This window comes from Aeromonas dhakensis (assembly GCF_002285935.1).
Taxonomy (GTDB): Bacteria; Pseudomonadota; Gammaproteobacteria; order Enterobacterales; family Aeromonadaceae; genus Aeromonas; species Aeromonas dhakensis.
The window spans coordinates 4,797,907-4,814,251 of the sequence record NZ_CP023141.1; the positions used below are offsets into that span (position 1 = coordinate 4,797,907).

Here is a 16,345-nt window from a genome sequence, read left to right on the forward strand (position 1 = left end):
CCCCCGAATGGCCAAACTCTTCTTTGCCCTGCCCGCCGAGGCGCTGGCCGCCGATATCGTCGCCTGGCGCGATCAACTGCCCTGGCCGGGCCAGCCGGTCCCCGCCGCCAACCTCCACCTGACGCTGGCCTTCCTCGGCGAAGCGGATGAGACCACCACCGCGCAGCTGATGGCCGCCGTCGAGCGCCAGCACTGTCCGCCGCTCACCATAGCGCTCAATGAAACCGGCTGGTTCGGCCGTGCCAAGGCCGCCTGGATTGGCCCGAGAGAGTGGCCCAACGAGCTGAGCGTGCTGGCCAGGGCGCTGCGCCGCCACGGCGAGAAGCTGGGGCTTGGCAACGGCGAGCAGGGCTATCGCCCCCACGTCACCCTGTCGCGCAAGGCGAGCGAACCGCCGGCGCTGCTGCCCGCCCCCGACTTTGTGCTGCGGGCCGACCGCTTCTGCCTCTATCAATCCCTCTCCACCCCGGACGGGGTGCGCTACCAGCCCCTCGCCTGCTGGCCGCTGCGGGCCAGAGAGAAGATGGCATCCTGACCGGCTGCCATGCCCAGACTCATCGATTAAGAGAGCCATTCCATGATCTTCGATCCCCCACTGCAATCCGGGCAGCTGGTCGCCCGTTACAAGCGCTTCCTGACCGACGTGCGGCTCGACAACGGCGAGGTGATCACCATCCACTGCGCCAATACCGGCGCCATGACCGGCTGCGCCGAGCCGGGTACCCGGGTCTGGTACTCCACATCAAGCAACCCCAAGCGCAAGCTGCCCCACAGCTGGGAGATCGCCGAGAGCCCGGCCGGTCACTTCATCTGCGTCAACACGGCCCGCGCCAACCAGCTGGCCCGGGAGCTGATCGAGCAGGATGCCCTCGCCCCGCTGCGCGGCTATGCCAGACTGCGCACCGAGGTGAAATACGGCGAAGAGAACAGTCGCATCGATCTGCTGCTGGAGGACGACCACCTGCCTGCCTGTTATATCGAGGTGAAATCGGTAACCCTGCTCGACGAGCGGGAGCAAGCCGGCATGGGCTACTTCCCCGATGCGGTAACCACCCGTGGCGCCAAGCACTTGCGTGAATTAATGGCCATGAAGGCGGCAGGGCACAGAGCCGTGCTGTTATTTATGGTTTTGCACTCCGGAATCGTGAGAATGCGCCCGGCAGCGCATATAGATCCGCACTATAGTCTGCTTATTGAGCAAGCAATTGCGGCAGGGGTTGAAATTTTATGCTATCGACCCCATGTTGGGGTGCAGAGCATGGTGGCACAAGATTTTATCCCGTTTGAATCTTGTCACCTGCTACCCGAGGGCAGTGAATAAATGTTGGAGTGGGTAACATTATTGGTACGGCTTGTTTGCCTCCAAGTTACCCTTCTGCTATAGATGTCGCCCTCAATTTATGGATGGCACGGGTAGCGTGCTGAATTAGGAGACAGGGCATGCCAACAGGCGAAAACAGGAAATCTCTGGGCCCCCTGGCCATTGCGGGTGTGGCGCCTTACCAGGAAAAACCGGGTGAGGAGTACATGAATGACCAACAAAAGGCACATTTTCGCAAGATCCTGGGAGCCTGGCGCAACCAACTGATGCAGGAAGTTGACCGCACCGTTGACCACATGAAGGATGAGGCTGCCAACTTTCCGGATCCAGTGGATCGCGCCGCGCAGGAAGAAGAGTTCGCGCTGGAACTGCGTACCCGCGACCGCGAGCGCAAACTGATCAAGAAGATCGAGAAGACCTTGCTGCTGCTCGAAGACGACGACTTCGGTTACTGCGAACACTGCGGCATCGAGATCGGCATCCGCCGTCTGGAAGCCCGTCCGACCGCCGACCTCTGCGTTGACTGCAAGACGCTGGCCGAGATCAAGGAAAAACAGATGGCCGGTTGATACCGACCTCTGGCATGACACAAAAAAGGGAGCTCGCGGGCTCCCTTTTTTATTGAGCTTTTGGCCGGGTCGTCCCAGAATGCTGCCTCAATGCCTTTTTTATCCGAATGACCATGTCCGTGAATGCCACCCCATCATCCCCCCCCCTCCCTTATATAGGCCGCTTTGCCCCCTCCCCTTCGGGTCCGCTCCACTTCGGCTCCCTGATTGCGGCGCTCGGCAGCTTTTTGCAGGCCAGGGCACAACAGGGGCGCTGGCTGGTGCGCATCGAAGATATCGATCCGCCGCGGGAGATGGCAGGGGCCGCCGACCTTATCCTCAAGACCCTTGAGGCCCATGGCCTACAGTGGGATGGCAAGGTGATGTACCAGAGCCGGCGTCACGCCCGCTACGACGAGATCATCGAGCAGCTCTACCGGGCCGGCGATCTCTACTGGTGCCGCTGTACCCGGCGCGAAATCATGGCGAGCGGCGGCTTTTACAACGGCCACTGCCGCACCCTCGGACTGAGCGCAGAGGGCTGCGCCGCCCGCCTGCGCCAGCATCACCCGGTCTACGATTTCGAGGATAGCCTGCAGGGTCATATCGCGGTGCCGGCGGCGCTGGCCGAGGAGGATTTCATCGTGCGCCGGCGCGATGGCCTCTATGCCTACAACTTGGCGGTGGTGGTGGACGATATGGACTGCGGCATCACCGAGATAGTGCGCGGCGCCGACCTGCTGGAGCCGACTGTGCGCCAGATTGCCCTCTACCAGACCCTGGGAGCACCGGTGCCCGCCTGGGTGCATCTGCCGCTGGCGGTGCAGGCCGACGGCAACAAGCTCTCCAAGCAGAATCACGCACCCGCGCTGGCACAGGACGAGGTGCGCCCGGCCCTGTGGCAGGCGCTGCACTTTCTCGGCCAGTGCCCGCCCCCCGAGCTGCTGGCGAGCCGGGTCGACGAGATCATCGACTGGGGCATCGCCCACTGGCAGCTGGTCCGGGTGCCTGCCAGCGAGAAGATTACGCTGACAGCTGGCGTAAACGAATAGGCAGTTCAGGGGGGATTTGGGTGTGAATCAGCGCGGTTTGCGATGATTTAGCCGGGATAATCCGAGTCAAACGAGATCAATTGCCGTCACGGTTTTTCATTTGGTTAGGCGTGAGCTATGATAGGCCGCTATTTTTTTGGCCTCCCGTCAATTTGAAGTCATAACGAGGTGTACCATTTTTTCCCAGATCGCAAACTTTTGCCGCAAGGTGCTCGGCAAGGAAGACGGCGAGCAGTCGGTGGAGTCCCCCATTCCGGCCCGTGTCGCCGGGCAACGTCGTACCTTAAGCCGTGACCAGCACCCGATTTCGCGCAAAGAGATCAGCGAGAATGCACTCAAGGTGCTCTATCGCCTGAACAAGGGCGGCTACGAAGCCTACCTGGTCGGCGGCGGGGTACGGGATCTGCTGCTCGGGAAGACGCCCAAGGATTTCGACATCGCCACCGATGCGACGCCGGAGCAGATCAAGTCACTGTTCAGCAACTGCCGCCTGATCGGCCGCCGTTTCCGGCTGGCCCACATCGTCTTTGGTCGTGACGTGATCGAAGTGGCCACCTTCCGCGGTCACCACCATCAGGTCAATACCAGCAAACATGTGTCGGCCCAGTCCGATGAAGGGATGCTGCTGCGCGACAACGTCTACGGCACCATCGAAGAGGATGCCGAGCGTCGCGACTTTACCGTCAACGCCCTCTACTACAGCGCCAAGGATTTCACCCTGCACGATTTCGAGGGTGGACTGGAAGACCTGGCCGAACGCAAACTGGAACTCATCGGCGACCCCGAGACCCGCTACCGGGAAGATCCGGTGCGGATGCTGCGCGCCGTGCGCTTCGCCGCCAAGCTGGACATGACCATCAGCCCGCGCACCGCCGCCCCCATCAAGGAGCTGGCGCCGCTGCTGCAGGATATTCCGGCGGCCCGCCTGTTTGAGGAGACCCTCAAGCTGTTCCTGGCCGGCGATGCCCTGACCACCTACAAGCTGCTGCGCGAGTACGGTCTGTTCCAGCAGCTGTTCCCGCAGGTAGCCGCGCTGTTTACCCCGCACGGCAACTCGCCCTACGAGCAGTTCATCGAGCAGGCGCTGATCGATACCGATACTCGCGTTCGTGAAGACAAGCGCGTCACCCCCGCCTTCCTCTACGCCACCCTGCTGTGGGGCTGCGTCGAGGCCCGGGGCCGGGTGCTGGAGAACGAGAGCGGCCTGCCCTGGTATGACGCCTTCATGCTGGCGATCAACGAGGTGCTGGACAACCAGGTGCGGATCATCGCCGTCCCGCGCCGTTTCACCACAGATGTGCGCGACATCTGGGCCCTGCAGCAGCGGCTGACCCGCCGTCAGGGCCGCCACCCCGAGCGCGCCATGGAGCATCCCAAGTTCCGCGCGGCGTTCGACTTCCTGCTGCTACGCAACCGGGTCGAGCGCGGCCTCGGCGAGCTGGCCAGCTGGTGGGAACGCTACGTGGAATCCAACCCGGACGTGCGCCCGCAACTGCAACGGGAAGCGACTCGCCGCCCGGCCAGCGGTGAGCGCGGTCAGAGCGGTGCGGCCCGCAGCAACGATGGCGAGAAACGCAGCAGCAACAGCCGCAACCGTCGTCGCCCCCGTCGTCGCAAACCGAAAGCGGCCGAGTGACAACTGACGTGATGACCGAGGTCTTCGTCGCCATCGGCTCCAACCTGGCCGACCCCGTCGGCCAGGCTCGCCGCGCCATCGCCGCGCTGGCGACCCTGCCGGATTCCGTGCTGGTGCAGGCCTCGTCGCTTTACAGCAGCCGCCCCATGGGACCTGCTGATCAACCGGACTACGTCAATGCCGTGGCCCGGCTCAACACCCGGCTGGCGCCGTTGGCGCTGCTGGATCAACTGCAAAAAATCGAGCTGGAACAAGGACGTGTGCGCAAGGATGAGCGGTGGGGGCCGAGAACCCTGGATCTCGATCTGCTGCTCTATGGCGATCAGGTGATCAACACTGAGCGCCTCATCGTTCCCCATTACGGCATGCAGGAGCGGGAGTTCGTGCTGCTGCCCCTGGCCGAAATCGCGCCCGCTCTGGTGCTGCCCTGCGGCACGCCGCTCGCACAACTGGTTGCCCGCTGCCCGCGCAATGGTCTTGCCATCATTGCCGCAAGTGCAGACGAACAGGAGCCTCTATGAGCAAGATCACCACCACCAACCTGCTGAAGATGAAGCAGGAAGGTCAACGAATCACCGCCATCACCGCCTATGATGCCACCTTTGCCAAGCTGTTCGACGACGAGGGCGCTCACGTACTGCTCATCGGCGATTCGCTGGGCATGGTGCTGCAGGGTGGCCAGGACACCCTGGCGGTCAACATGGACGAGATGGTCTATCACACCCGTTGCGTGGTGCGCGGCACGACCAATGCCCTGGTGGTGAGCGACATGCCGTTCATGAGCTATGCCACCCCAGAGCAGACCTATCAGAACGCCGCCCGCCTGATGGCAGCCGGCGCCCGCATGGTGAAGATGGAAGGGGGCGACTGGCTGTGCGACTCCATTCGCCACCTGACCCGCAACGGCGTGCCGGTGTGCGGCCACCTCGGCCTCACCCCGCAGTCCGTCCACGTGTTTGGCGGCTTCAAGGTGCAGGGGCGCGACGAGTTCCAGGCCCAGGAGATCTACCGTCAGGCCCTCGAGCTGCAGGCCGCCGGCATCCAGCTGCTGGTGCTCGAGTGCGTGCCCACTTCGCTGGCCGAGCGTATCAGCAAGGCGCTGCGCATTCCGGTGATCGGCATAGGTGCCGGCCCGGCCACCGACGGCCAGATCCTGGTGATGCACGACGCCTTCGGCATCACCTCCGGCTATGTGCCCAAGTTCACCAAGAACTTCCTGGCCGAGACCGGCGACATGCGCGCCGCCATCCGGCTCTATGTGAAGCAGGTGAGCGAAGGGACCTTCCCGGGCCCGGAGCACTGCTTCAACTGATGTGATGCCGTGACGAGAGCGGGGGCCTGCGCCCTCGTTTCGCCCTCCGGGGCAGAGTGAGCCCCCTCTTTTGATGATTCATCCCAAGGTAACCGCCGATGATGATGCCGCGCGTTGACATTTCGCGCTTATCCGCACGGGCTCCTGCCCGCCTCTCTTTGATCTTTTCGAAGGTGAACAGTTGATGTTGGTCGTTAACAATCCCGCCGCTCTGCGTGAACAGATCGGCCAATGGCGCCGTGAAGGGCGCGCCATCGCATTCGTGCCCACCATGGGCAACCTGCACCAGGGCCACCTTACCCTGGTGAAGGAGGCGCACAGCCACGCCGAGAAGGTGGTGGTCAGCATCTTCGTCAACCCGATGCAATTTGACAAGGCCGAGGATCTCGCCAACTACCCGCGCACCCTGGAGCAGGATTGCGCCGCGCTGGAGGCGGCCGGGGTGGACATGGTGTTCACGCCGACCCCGGAGATCATGTATCCGCAGGGGCTGGCCAGCCAGACCTTCGTCGAGGTGCCGGGTCTCTCCACGCTGCTGGAGGGGGCGCTGCGTCCGGGTCACTTCCGCGGCGTCAGCACCGTGGTCACCAAACTGTTCAATCTGGTGCAGCCTGACGTGGCCTGCTTCGGCCAGAAGGATTACCAGCAGCTGGCGCTCATTCGCAAGATGGTGGCCGACATGGCGATGTCCATCGAGATCGTCGGCGTGCCCACTGTGCGGGCCGAAGACGGGCTGGCGCTCTCCTCGCGCAACGGCTACCTGACCGCCGCCGAGAGAGCTATTGCCCCTGAGCTGGCGCGCACCATGAACTGGATCGCCGAGCAGATTGAAGCGGGTGACCACCACCTGCCCTCCCTGGTGGCCCAGGCCAGCCAGCGCCTCGACAAGGCCGGTTTTCGGACCGACGCCATCGACATCGTCGATGCCGCCACCCTGGAAGCGGCCACCGACGAGAGCGAGCAGCTGGTGATCCTGATGGCGGCGTATCTCGGCAAGGCCCGCCTCATCGACAACCGGGTGGTGACGCTGGCCCGCCCCTGAGTCGCTGCGCCACTGACAACAAAGCCCGCATGCGCGGGCTTTGTTGTTTCTGAACGTTTCCTGCCTATTCGGCGCTGACCGGGTAACCCGCCCCTTTCCAGGCGAAGATGCCGCCCGGCACCCGATAGACCTGCTGATAACCCTGGGTGACCGCCCAGGCGGCCCCGTTGTGGCTGCGGCCACACTTGACGAAGCCGCAGTAGAACACCACCGGACGGGTCTTGTCGTCCCCCAGCAGGGCCAGCAGCTGCTCGGGCGTGCCACTCCCCTCGACGATCTGGCTCCAGTCATCGCCGGACCTGGCCTCCTTCACGAAGGCAAAATTCCTGGCCCCCGGAATATGCTCCTTCTTGTAGGAGTCTTCGAACGGCATGGTGTCGATGATCACCAGCGCCTCACCTTTGTCCATCCGGGTCTTCAGCTCGGCCACGGTCAGCAGCTGGTAGCCCCCCTGCTGGGTCTCCTGGGAGAGCTGTACCGCCGCCTGCTCCAGTTTGGTCTCCTGCTCGAACTGGTTGTCGCCACAGCCACCGAGGGCAAAACTGGCCGCAATCAGCGAGGCCATCAGGGTGCGGGATTGCAATCTCATCATGTCACTGCTCCTTTGGAACGGTAAAAACGGGGCGGGAGTGACGCAGCAAGGCGCCCGCAAGCGTCAACAGCAGCAGATCCCGCAAGAGGGCCTGTGGCAGCGAGCCGAGATCAGCCCTGCCAAGACAGCCGCAAGAGATGTCGAGCCCGATGGCGATGCCATAGCCCAACACCGGAATGAACAGGGCAAGCAGCCCGATCACCAGCCAGAGTCCCCAGCGCCGGTTGGCGATGACCGCTAACCCGGCGCAGAGCTCCAGCCCGATAAGTCCCCAGATGGCAAGGGGAATGAACGGCGACCAGAGCAGGCCGAAGGCGCCGATCTGCGCGGCGAACAGCTCCGGCTCCGCCAGCTTGAACCCGGCGGAGACGACGAAAAATCCCCCCAGCGCCAACCTGGCCAGCACCCACAGATACACGGCCACGGGATAGCTCTTTATCATCCATGCCCCCTGCTGCCAACTCCCCGGGAAGACGTCACCATGCCCTAGTCGGCGGCCGGATAGCGGGCCAGTTCGCAATACTCACCGTCTTCGTCACAGCGAAAAACGGCGGCGGTTTCACCACTCTGGCACCACTGCTGCCACTCCTCGGGCGGGCAGTGCAGGCGGATGGCGAGGCCGCAGCCGGCGCTGAGCCGGCGCGGTACGTCGCAGACCCGAAACGGGTGGGGCTGCTGCTCCAGCCGCTTGCGCAGCCTGACCGTGCCGAGGGTGGAGTGGAACAGGTAGAGGAACTCTGTGTTCATGATTTGCCTCCCGTGCGGGCACGGGCACCGAACAGGGCCGCCCCCAGCGCGCCGGCAAACTGGGCGTCCGGGTGGGTGGCCACGTCGCAGCCCAATCCTTGCGCCAGATAGTGGCGGAAGGTGGCGCAGTGGCTGACGCCGCCGGTAAAGAGCACTGTGGGTCTGGCGCCGAGGCGGCCGATGAAGTTGGCACTGCGCCTGGCCATGGATCGGACGATGCCGGCCAGGATCGACTCGGCGGGAATGCCCGCCGAGCGCAGGCTGATCGCCTCCGACTCGGCAAACACGGTGCACATGCTGCTGATGTCGTGGGGTTCGGCTCCTTGCAGCAGCTCGTCGAGTTGTTCGACCCGCGCCCCCAGGGTACGGGTGATCACCTCGAGAAAGCGGCCGGTGCCGGCGGCGCACTTGTCGTTCATCAGAAAGTCGGTGAGGTTGCCCTCGCCATCGAGCTGGATCACCTTGCTGTCCTGACCGCCGATGTCGATGACGGTGTGCACCGACGGGCAGAGCAGGCGAGCCCCCAGCCCGTGGCAGGAGATCTCGGTGACCCGCCGATCGGCGAACGACGCCAGATCGCGGCCATAACCGGTCAGGGTCAGATGGGGGCGCTCTGGCAAATCGGCCGAGAGCGTCTCCCAGCCTTGCTCGATGGCGGCCAGCGGGCGAAAGGGGGTCGGCACCAGAAAGCGGCGGACGATACGCCCGCCCTCCCTGTGGTCGAACAGGATCCCCTTGGTTGCACTGGAGCCGGAGTCAATCCCGATGGTGAGTGACACGGCGCCTCCTCACAACATCTCGATAAAGGCCGCCAGCCGGGTGGCCAGCTGTCCCTTGTCGGCGCTGGAGTAGTCGGTCTCCACCGCCATGTAGGGGATGCCGTGGCGATCGCGCACGTGGCGCTTGATGGCGAGCGACTCCACCGCATAGGTGTGACAGGCCTGCAGGATCACGTCGATCACCCCGTCCGCCTGATACTCCTCCACCATCTGGCTCAGCAGATTCATGCGCTGGTGGTTGGGAGAGATGCAGGAGCAACCGATGGCCAGATACTTGTCGGTCAGCGCATCGAACGGATCGCCCTCCTCGCTGACGCACTGCTCGGTCGCCTTGGCGCCGGTGCAGTTCTCGTAGCCCACCACCCAGCCGCCGTGCTCCTCGATGAGACGCACCACCTTGTCGGCCGCGCCGCCAATGGGGCAGCCGGTGATGAGGATGCGCGGGCGGGCATCGAGCCGCTTGCCCTCGGCGTACTCGGCCTTGATGCGGCGAGTCATCTCCTGCAGCTCGCCGATGAGCTGCTCCTTGTCGAAGCGGAAGGTGGCGCCATAGACCACCTTGAGGATGTCGGTGCCGCTCAGCGCCGGCGGGTTGAGCTGACCCAGCCGGTAGAAGTCGGCCAGCGCACGGCGCTCGCGGTTCTTCAGCACGATGGCCTCTCGCAGCGCCTGCTCGCTGATGGGGTTGCCGAACTGCTGCTCCAGCAACTCCTTGAAGCGGACTATTTCACTGCGCCACAGGGTGCGGGAGGCCTCGTCATCGGCGCGGTTGGGCAGCTGCATCACATGCACCGGTTTGAACTCGGCCATGTACTCGTACATCTTCTTCTTGCCGTCGCAGGTGGTTTCCCCCACCACCAGATCGGAGAAATAGAAGTAGGGGCACTTGTCGGTCTTGCCAAACCCGTAGCTGCTCTTGATCAGCGGGCAGAGGTTGCGGGGCAGATCCTTTTCGGCCTCCTCTATGGTCTCGTCGCTGGTGGAGCAGAGCGATACCACCACGGCGCCGGCGGCCATCGCCACCTCCTGCGGCATGAAGGTGCAGTAGGTGCCGACCAGGGGGATCTGTCGCTCCTTGAGTGCCATCACGGCCAGAAAGCCCTGACGGCGGGCATCTGAAAAACTGTCGAAAATGGCTGGCAACTCGGTGATCAGTGACATAGGCGATCCTGCCCTGGTGAGAAAAAGAAGAGACGGAGGGCCTCCATAGTGCAGGCCTTCCAACCGCGGGAATTATACCTTTGGGGGTAATCTGAAAATTGCGGTGGATCACAAGGTGCCGGATAAAACCTTGATAAGAAGGTGGTTATTGACCCTGTTCGAGAGGGGGCCAGCGCAGGAGAGGGAAAAGAGGCAACAAAGAAACGGGCACCCCAGGGTGCCCGTTGCATTGCATCAGTGGCGCAGCCCGGTGCCGCGGGAGATGAGCCACCAGGCCAGACCGTAGAGAGCCACGATGAAGCCGATGATGATGAGATAGGCGGTGCCGAGCGGCACGTCGGAGATCCCGAGGAAGCCGTAACGGAACGCGTTCACCATGTAGATGATCGGGTTCACCTGGGAGACCCCCTGCCAGAAGGGTGGCAGCAGGCTGATGGAGTAGAAGACCCCGCCCAGGTAGGTGAGCGGCGTCAGCACGAAGGTGGGGATGATGCTGATGTCGTCGAAGGTCTTGGCAAACACCGCATTGATGAGGCCCCCCAGCGAGAAGAGGATGGCGGTCAGCAGCACGGTGAAGCAGACGCTGAACAGGTGGTGGATCTGCAGCGGCACGAAGAACAGCGACACCAGGGTGACGATGAGGCCGACGCAGAGGCCGCGCGCCACGCCACCGCCGACGTAGCCGGCGATGATGACGTAGTTGGGCACAGGCGCCACCAGCAGCTCCTCCACGTTGCGCTGGAACTTGGCGCTGAAGAAGGAGGAGGCGACGTTGGAGTAGGAGTTGGTGATCACCGACATCATGATGAGGCCGGGCACGATGAACTCCATATAGCTGAAGCCCCCCATGTCACCGATGCGGCCACCGATGAGGTTGCCGAAGATGACGAAGTAGAGGCTCATGGTGATGGCGGGCGGCACCAGGGTCTGGATCCAGATCCGGGTGAAGCGGCTGATCTCCTTGGCCAGAATGCTCTTGAAGGCGATGTAGTAAGTGGTCAGGTTCATGCTTTTCTCCCCTCCTCGACCAGGCTGACGAACAGCTCTTCCAGCCGGTTGGCCTTGTTGCGCATGCTCAGTACCTGCACCTGCTGGCTCGACAGCTGATCGAACAGGCTGTTGAGGGACTGGCTCTTGTCCAGATCCACCTCCAGGGTACGTTCGTCCTGCATGCGGCCGTTGAACTCCGGCAGGTTCGGCACGGCGGAGCCCGGCGCCAGATCCAGCATGAAGGTCTCGCGGCCCAGCTTGCCCAGCAGCTTCTTCATGCTGGTGTTCTCGATGAGGCGCCCTTTGTCGATGATGCCGATGTTGCGACACAGCATCTCCGCCTCTTCCAGATAGTGTGTGGTGAGTATGATGGTGACACCCTGCTCGTTGAGATCCTTGAGGAAATTCCACATGGAGCGACGGATCTCGATATCCACCCCGGCGGTCGGCTCGTCGAGGATCAGCAGCTTGGGCTCATGCATCAGGGCGCGGGCGATCATCAGCCGGCGCTTCATGCCACCGGAGAGGGTGCGAGCCGGCATGTCGCGCTTGTCCCACAGGTCGAGCTGGCGCAGGTACTTCTCGGCGCGGATCTTGGCCTCGGCCCGCGGCACACCATAGAAGCCGGCCTGATGGGTGACGATCTGGATCACCTTCTCGAACTGGCTGAAGTTGAACTCCTGCGGCACCAGTCCGAGCTGGGCCTTGGCCTCTTCCAGGTGGGTGTCGATGTCGTAGCCGAACACCTTCACCTTGCCGGCACTCTTGTTCACCAGCGAGCTGATGATGCCGATGGTGGTGGACTTGCCCGCCCCGTTGGGGCCGAGCAGGGCGAAGAAATCCCCCTGTTTGACAGTGAGATCAATGCCTTTAAGGGCTTCGACGCCCCCCTGATAGGTCTTCTTCAGGCCGCTGATTTCCAGTGCGTTCATTGCAACCCCTGTGATGGCTCATCCCATCTCGAGACAGAAAAGGCGGCCAAGGCCGCCTGCAGACAGAAAATGGCGCTCTGCCACCTTGCCCGTCATATTCCTGAACCTTGCTTACTCTTGCGGTATTACCTTGCCGATGAACGGCAGATTGCGGTACTTCTGGGCATAATCGATGCCGCAGCCCACCACGAATTCATCCGGAATGGAGAAACCGATCCAGTCCACCGGCACCTGCACTTCACGGCGGGACGGCTTGTCCAGCAGGGTACAGATGGCGAGGGATTTCGGCTCGCGCAGAGAGAGGATCTCGCGCACCTTGTTGAGGGTGTAGCCGGTGTCGATGATGTCTTCGACGATCACCACGTCCTTCCCTTTGATGTCGTCATCCAGGTCTTTCAGGATGCGCACATCACGGGTGCTGTGCATGCCGGAGCCATAGCTGGAGGCGGTCATAAAATCCAGGGTGATGGGCAGCTGGGTCTGGCGGCACAGGTCGGCCAGGAAGACGCAGGAGCCGCGCAGCAGGCCGATCATGACCACTTCATCAGAGCCCTGGTAACGGGCGGTGATCTCTTCACCCAATTTGGCGATCCGGGCGGCGACTTCAGCCTCGGAGATCATCACCTCGACAGTGTGTTTCATCACTTACTCCATAATGGCCAAAGCAAATTTGGCCGTTCATTAACGTCAAAACCGATGATTCTACCATTCAAGCCGAAGGGCGTCAGGCATACGTGATGCTTTTATCGGCTTATTTTAATTGATAGAGTTAGCAGGCCCTCGGGCATTATCGGTGACAATACTATAAACACCATAATCAATAACTATTAGATGAAAAAACTATGGAACCACGCGCAGAAATTAGACGTCGAACCCGGCTTTCGCCGGAGGCCCGACGCAATCAATTGATGGAATGTGCCATCGAGGTGTTCTCCCGTCGCGGCATCGGCCGTGCGGGTCACGCCGAAATCGCAGAACAGGCCAAGGTCTCGGTTGCTACCGTGTTCAACTATTTCAACACCCGTGAAGAGCTGGTGGATGAAGTGTTGGCCGAGATCGAACGTTTCGTGCATCAAATGCTGGAACAGGCCTACTCCGGCCAGGGCCCGGTCAGCGACAGCATTCGCCGCCACGTGAAGCTGTTTGTCGACGCTGCCTACGATCAGCCTGACCACGCCAGCATCTGGCTGGAGTGGAGCTCATCGGTGCGGGAAGAGGTCTGGCCCCGTTACGCCAAGCTGCTGGACAAGGCTCTGGAACGCATTGCACCTCACCTGCAACGCGCCATGGATGCCGGCGAGATCCAGAGTGTGCTGTCGGCGCAGGATCTGGCCCGCTCCCTGACCGGCTTCGGCTACGTCATGATGCAGATGATCAATCAGCCACAACGCCCGAGCCGGGAAGAGGTGACCGATTTTCTGTTCAAGTACGTAACCGCCCCCATCCAGGCAGCCTAATCCGCTCCAGCAAAAAAGCGGCGCCGAACTGTTCAGGTCGGCGCCGCTTTTGTTTGTCCGCTATCCGCTCATCTCACCCTTTGGCGTAGCCCCAGCGGCGGGTCAGCGCGTGCTCGATCCCCAGATGATCGAGGATCCGCGCCACCATGAAGTCCACCAGATCCGCGATGCTTTTCGGCTCATGATAAAAGCCCGGCGCCGCCGGCATGATGGTCACCCCAAGACGGGCCAGTTTCAGCATGTTCTCCAGGTGGATCGCCGAGAAGGGGCTCTCGCGGGGCACCAGAATGAGCTGGCCGCGCTCCTTGATCACCACGTCCGCCGCCCGCTCCAGCAGGTTGTCGGAGGTGCCGTTGGCAATGGCCGAGACGGTGCCCATGGAGCAGGGGCAGACCACCATCTGCTTGGGCGCTGCCGAGCCCGAAGCCACCGGCGAGAACCACTCCTCCTTGCCACAGGCGACGATCTGCCCCTCCTTGGCGCCATATTGGCGACAGAGGTAGGCAGAGAGCTCTTTCGGCGAGCCCGGCCACTCCTGCTGCTGCTCGGTCTTGAGCACCACACGAGCCGCCGAGGAGGCGAGCAGATAAACCCGATAGTCCGCCTGCACCAGGCATTCCAGCAGGCGCAGGGCATAGGGGGCGCCGGAGGCACCGGTCAGCGCCAGGGTGATCGCTTTGTTCATAGCTGGCCGTGATAGTCCTTGAGGCGGGCGATCAGCTTGTCATGAATGCCGCCGAAGCCGCCGTTGCTCATGATCAGAATATGATCGCCATCGCGGCACTCGGCCACCAGCCGGTTGATCAGGGTCTCCAGATCGTTGAACACCTTGGCCGGTCGGGTCATGTGGGCGGTCACCTCGCCGAGATCCCAGCCGATGTTGGGCGGCTGGAAGAAGAACACCTCGTCGGCGCCGTCGAAGCAGCCGGCCAGCTCTTCCTTGTGCACTCCCAGCTTCATGGTGTTGGAGCGGGGCTCCAGCACCGCCAGGATACGGGCCTTGCCCACCTTGGCGCGCAGGCCGCCGAGGGTGGTTTCGATGGCGGTGGGGTGGTGGGCGAAGTCGTCATAGATACTGATGCCGGCCACTTCCCCCTTGAGCTCCATGCGTCGCTTGGGGGACTTGAACTGGCAGAGGGCCGCAATGCCGTGCTCCACCATGACACCGGCGTGACGGGCGGCGGCGATGGCCATCAGGCCGTTGTTGACGTTGTGCTCGCCGATGCACTCCCAGTGCACCTCGCCCTGTTTCACGCCATCCAGCCATACCTCGAAGGCAGAGCCATCGTCGGCCAGCTTGACCGCCTTCCACTTGGCATCGTCCTGACCCACCAGCTCCACCTCGCTCCAGCAGCCCATCTTGCGCACGGCGGCCAGGTTCTCGTCCCCCTTGGGGAAGAGCACCCGACCGTTGCTCGGCACGGTGCGCATCAGGTGGTGGAACTGGCGCTGAATGGCGGCGAGATCCGGGAAGATATCCGCGTGGTCGAACTCCAGGTTGTTCATCACCAGGGTACGCGGGTGGTAGTGGACAAACTTGGAGCGCTTGTCGAAGAAGGCGCAGTCATACTCGTCCGCCTCGATGACGAAGAAGGGAGCCGAGCCGAGACGGGCGGAGACCGGGAAGTTGCCGGGCACGCCGCCGATGAGGAAGCCGGGCTCCAGCTTGGCGTATTCCAGTACCCAGGCCAGCATGCTGGCGGTGGTAGTCTTGCCGTGGGTGCCGGCGACGGCCAGCACCCAGCGATCCTGCAGCACGTGTTCCAACAGCCACTGGGGGCCGGAGATATAGGGCAGATTGCGGTCCAGCACATACTCCACACAGGGGTTGCCGCGGCTCATGGCGTTGCCGACCACCACCAGGTCCGGCGCCGGATCGAGCTGGGAAGGGTCGTAGCCTTCGGTCAGTTCGATGCCCTGTTGCTCGAGCTGGGTACTCATGGGGGGATAGACGTTGGCGTCAGAGCCGGTGACCCGATAACCAAGCTGTTTTGCCAACACCGCCAGACCACCCATGAAGGTGCCGCAGATCCCGAGAATGTGAATATGCATACCGCTTCCTTTCGCAGTAAAGGGAAGTGCGCATTCTAACAAGGTGACGGCAATTTGGCAGACCCAAGCTGCACGGTATCCACCAACTCTGTCGCAGTGGCCCTGAAATATGGTCATTTGACGCGACATCGCTATAATATCGGCCTGCAAACTTGACTCCAACACTCAAAGGAAACGTCATGAGCCTGAATCTGGTACCGGCTGGCAAGAGCCTGCCCGACGACATCTACGTCATCATCGAAATCCCGCAGAACGCCGACCCGATCAAATACGAAGTCGACAAGGACAGCGGTGCCATCTTCGTTGATCGCTTCATGTCTACCCCGATGTTCTATCCGTGCAACTACGGCTATGTGAACGCCACCCTGTCTCTGGATGGTGATCCGGTTGACGTGCTGGTTCCGACTCCCTATCCGCTGCTGGCCGGCTCCGTCATTCGCTGCCGCCCGGTTGGCGTGCTGAAGATGACCGACGAATCCGGCGAAGACGCCAAGATCGTGGCCGTTCCGCACTCCAAGCTGACCAAGCAGTACGACCACATCCAGGATGTGAACGATCTGCCCGAGCTGCTGCGCGCCCAGATCCAGCACTTCTTCGAGCGCTACAAAGAGCTGGAAGCTGGCAAGTGGGTCAAGGTTGAAGGCTGGGGCGACAAGGCCGCTGCCGAAGCAGAGATCAAGAGCTCTGCCGAGCGTTACGCTGCCAAGTAAGCGTAACCTTCGTG

Annotated in this window: 20 protein-coding genes; 10 read left to right on the forward strand and 10 right to left on the reverse strand. The window is 62.4% G+C overall.

The window, feature by feature from the left end; all coding sequences use genetic code 11:
• Positions 1-7 precede the first annotated feature (7 nt).
• The 8 genes from thpR to panC all read left to right on the forward strand — a co-directional run bounded on the left by thpR (position 8) and on the right by panC (position 6,911).
• A complete protein-coding gene (gene thpR, locus CK627_RS22100; RefSeq protein ID WP_095593397.1) occupies positions 8-535 on the forward strand; it encodes an RNA 2',3'-cyclic phosphodiesterase in 528 nt (175 codons plus the stop codon).
• 42 nt (positions 536-577) lie between these two features.
• Positions 578-1,321: a DNA/RNA nuclease SfsA gene (gene sfsA, locus CK627_RS22105; RefSeq protein ID WP_017780529.1), complete on the forward strand. Its 744-nt coding sequence runs from the start codon at positions 578-580 to the stop codon at positions 1,319-1,321.
• Positions 1,322-1,440: 119 nt separating this feature from the next.
• Positions 1,441-1,890 (forward strand): RNA polymerase-binding protein DksA, encoded by a 450-nt coding sequence (dksA, locus tag CK627_RS22110; protein WP_005304459.1) that lies wholly within the window; start codon positions 1,441-1,443, stop codon positions 1,888-1,890.
• A 113-nt stretch (positions 1,891-2,003) separates the two neighbouring features.
• The gene (gluQRS, locus tag CK627_RS22115; protein ID WP_167385406.1) at positions 2,004-2,921 is read left to right on the forward strand and encodes a tRNA glutamyl-Q(34) synthetase GluQRS; all 918 of its coding nucleotides are present in this window, start codon (positions 2,004-2,006) and stop codon (positions 2,919-2,921) included.
• Between the two features lie 136 nt (positions 2,922-3,057).
• A complete protein-coding gene (gene pcnB / locus CK627_RS22120) occupies positions 3,058-4,557 on the forward strand; it encodes a polynucleotide adenylyltransferase PcnB (protein ID WP_017781508.1) in 1,500 nt (499 codons plus the stop codon).
• An 11-nt stretch (positions 4,558-4,568) separates the two neighbouring features.
• Positions 4,569-5,078: a 2-amino-4-hydroxy-6-hydroxymethyldihydropteridine diphosphokinase gene (gene folK, locus CK627_RS22125; RefSeq protein ID WP_017787632.1), complete on the forward strand. Its 510-nt coding sequence runs from the start codon at positions 4,569-4,571 to the stop codon at positions 5,076-5,078.
• Positions 5,075-5,869 (forward strand): 3-methyl-2-oxobutanoate hydroxymethyltransferase, encoded by a 795-nt coding sequence (panB, locus tag CK627_RS22130; RefSeq protein ID WP_005304470.1) that lies wholly within the window; start codon positions 5,075-5,077, stop codon positions 5,867-5,869. Before folK ends, panB begins: the two co-directional genes overlap by 4 nt.
• A gap of 184 nt (positions 5,870-6,053) precedes the next feature.
• On the forward strand, positions 6,054-6,911 hold the full coding sequence (gene panC / locus CK627_RS22135; protein WP_095593398.1) for a pantoate--beta-alanine ligase: 858 nt from the start codon (positions 6,054-6,056) through the stop codon (positions 6,909-6,911).
• 64 nt (positions 6,912-6,975) lie between these two features.
• Here the strand turns inward: panC and CK627_RS22140 are convergent, their stop codons facing one another.
• The 8 genes from CK627_RS22140 to hpt all read right to left on the reverse strand — a co-directional run bounded on the left by CK627_RS22140 (position 6,976) and on the right by hpt (position 12,754).
• Positions 6,976-7,503, reverse strand: a complete 528-nt coding sequence (locus CK627_RS22140; RefSeq protein WP_017780523.1) for a rhodanese-like domain-containing protein — start codon at positions 7,501-7,503, stop codon at positions 6,976-6,978.
• Position 7,504: 1 nt separating this feature from the next.
• Entirely contained in the window at positions 7,505-7,945 is a 441-nt protein-coding gene (locus CK627_RS22145) for a MauE/DoxX family redox-associated membrane protein (RefSeq protein ID WP_095593399.1), read from the reverse strand.
• A gap of 44 nt (positions 7,946-7,989) precedes the next feature.
• Entirely contained in the window at positions 7,990-8,250 is a 261-nt protein-coding gene (locus tag CK627_RS22150; RefSeq protein ID WP_095593400.1) for a putative Se/S carrier protein, read from the reverse strand.
• Positions 8,247-9,029, reverse strand: coding sequence for an acyl-CoA dehydratase activase (locus CK627_RS22155; RefSeq protein WP_095593401.1), 783 nt, complete (start codon positions 9,027-9,029; stop codon positions 8,247-8,249). Before CK627_RS22155 ends, CK627_RS22150 begins: the two co-directional genes overlap by 4 nt.
• Positions 9,030-9,038: 9 nt before the next feature.
• A complete protein-coding gene (locus tag CK627_RS22160; RefSeq protein WP_095593402.1) occupies positions 9,039-10,190 on the reverse strand; it encodes a double-cubane-cluster-containing anaerobic reductase in 1,152 nt (383 codons plus the stop codon).
• A 234-nt stretch (positions 10,191-10,424) separates the two neighbouring features.
• Positions 10,425-11,198: an ABC transporter permease gene (locus CK627_RS22165; protein ID WP_005304632.1), complete on the reverse strand. Its 774-nt coding sequence runs from the start codon at positions 11,196-11,198 to the stop codon at positions 10,425-10,427.
• Positions 11,195-12,112 (reverse strand): ABC transporter ATP-binding protein, encoded by a 918-nt coding sequence (locus tag CK627_RS22170; protein ID WP_005304633.1) that lies wholly within the window; start codon positions 12,110-12,112, stop codon positions 11,195-11,197. The genes CK627_RS22165 and CK627_RS22170 overlap by 4 nt, the downstream gene beginning before the upstream one ends.
• Before the next feature lie 111 nt (positions 12,113-12,223).
• Positions 12,224-12,754: a hypoxanthine phosphoribosyltransferase gene (gene hpt / locus CK627_RS22175; protein WP_005304637.1), complete on the reverse strand. Its 531-nt coding sequence runs from the start codon at positions 12,752-12,754 to the stop codon at positions 12,224-12,226.
• Between the two features lie 200 nt (positions 12,755-12,954).
• Between hpt and CK627_RS22180 the strand changes: the two genes are divergently transcribed.
• Positions 12,955-13,569 (forward strand): TetR/AcrR family transcriptional regulator, encoded by a 615-nt coding sequence (locus CK627_RS22180; RefSeq protein WP_005304640.1) that lies wholly within the window; start codon positions 12,955-12,957, stop codon positions 13,567-13,569.
• A 73-nt stretch (positions 13,570-13,642) separates the two neighbouring features.
• On the opposite strand, the gene CK627_RS22185 is transcribed toward CK627_RS22180, so the two are convergent.
• Both CK627_RS22185 and mpl read right to left on the reverse strand, forming a co-directional pair.
• Positions 13,643-14,254, reverse strand: a complete 612-nt coding sequence (locus CK627_RS22185; protein ID WP_005304643.1) for a flavin prenyltransferase UbiX — start codon at positions 14,252-14,254, stop codon at positions 13,643-13,645.
• On the reverse strand, positions 14,251-15,621 hold the full coding sequence (mpl, locus tag CK627_RS22190) for a UDP-N-acetylmuramate:L-alanyl-gamma-D-glutamyl-meso-diaminopimelate ligase (protein WP_005304646.1): 1,371 nt from the start codon (positions 15,619-15,621) through the stop codon (positions 14,251-14,253). The genes CK627_RS22185 and mpl overlap by 4 nt, the downstream gene beginning before the upstream one ends.
• Positions 15,622-15,800: 179 nt before the next feature.
• On the opposite strand from mpl, the gene ppa reads away from it, so the two are divergent.
• A complete protein-coding gene (gene ppa / locus CK627_RS22195) occupies positions 15,801-16,331 on the forward strand; it encodes an inorganic diphosphatase (RefSeq protein ID WP_005304649.1) in 531 nt (176 codons plus the stop codon).
• Positions 16,332-16,345: the final 14 nt, after the last annotated feature.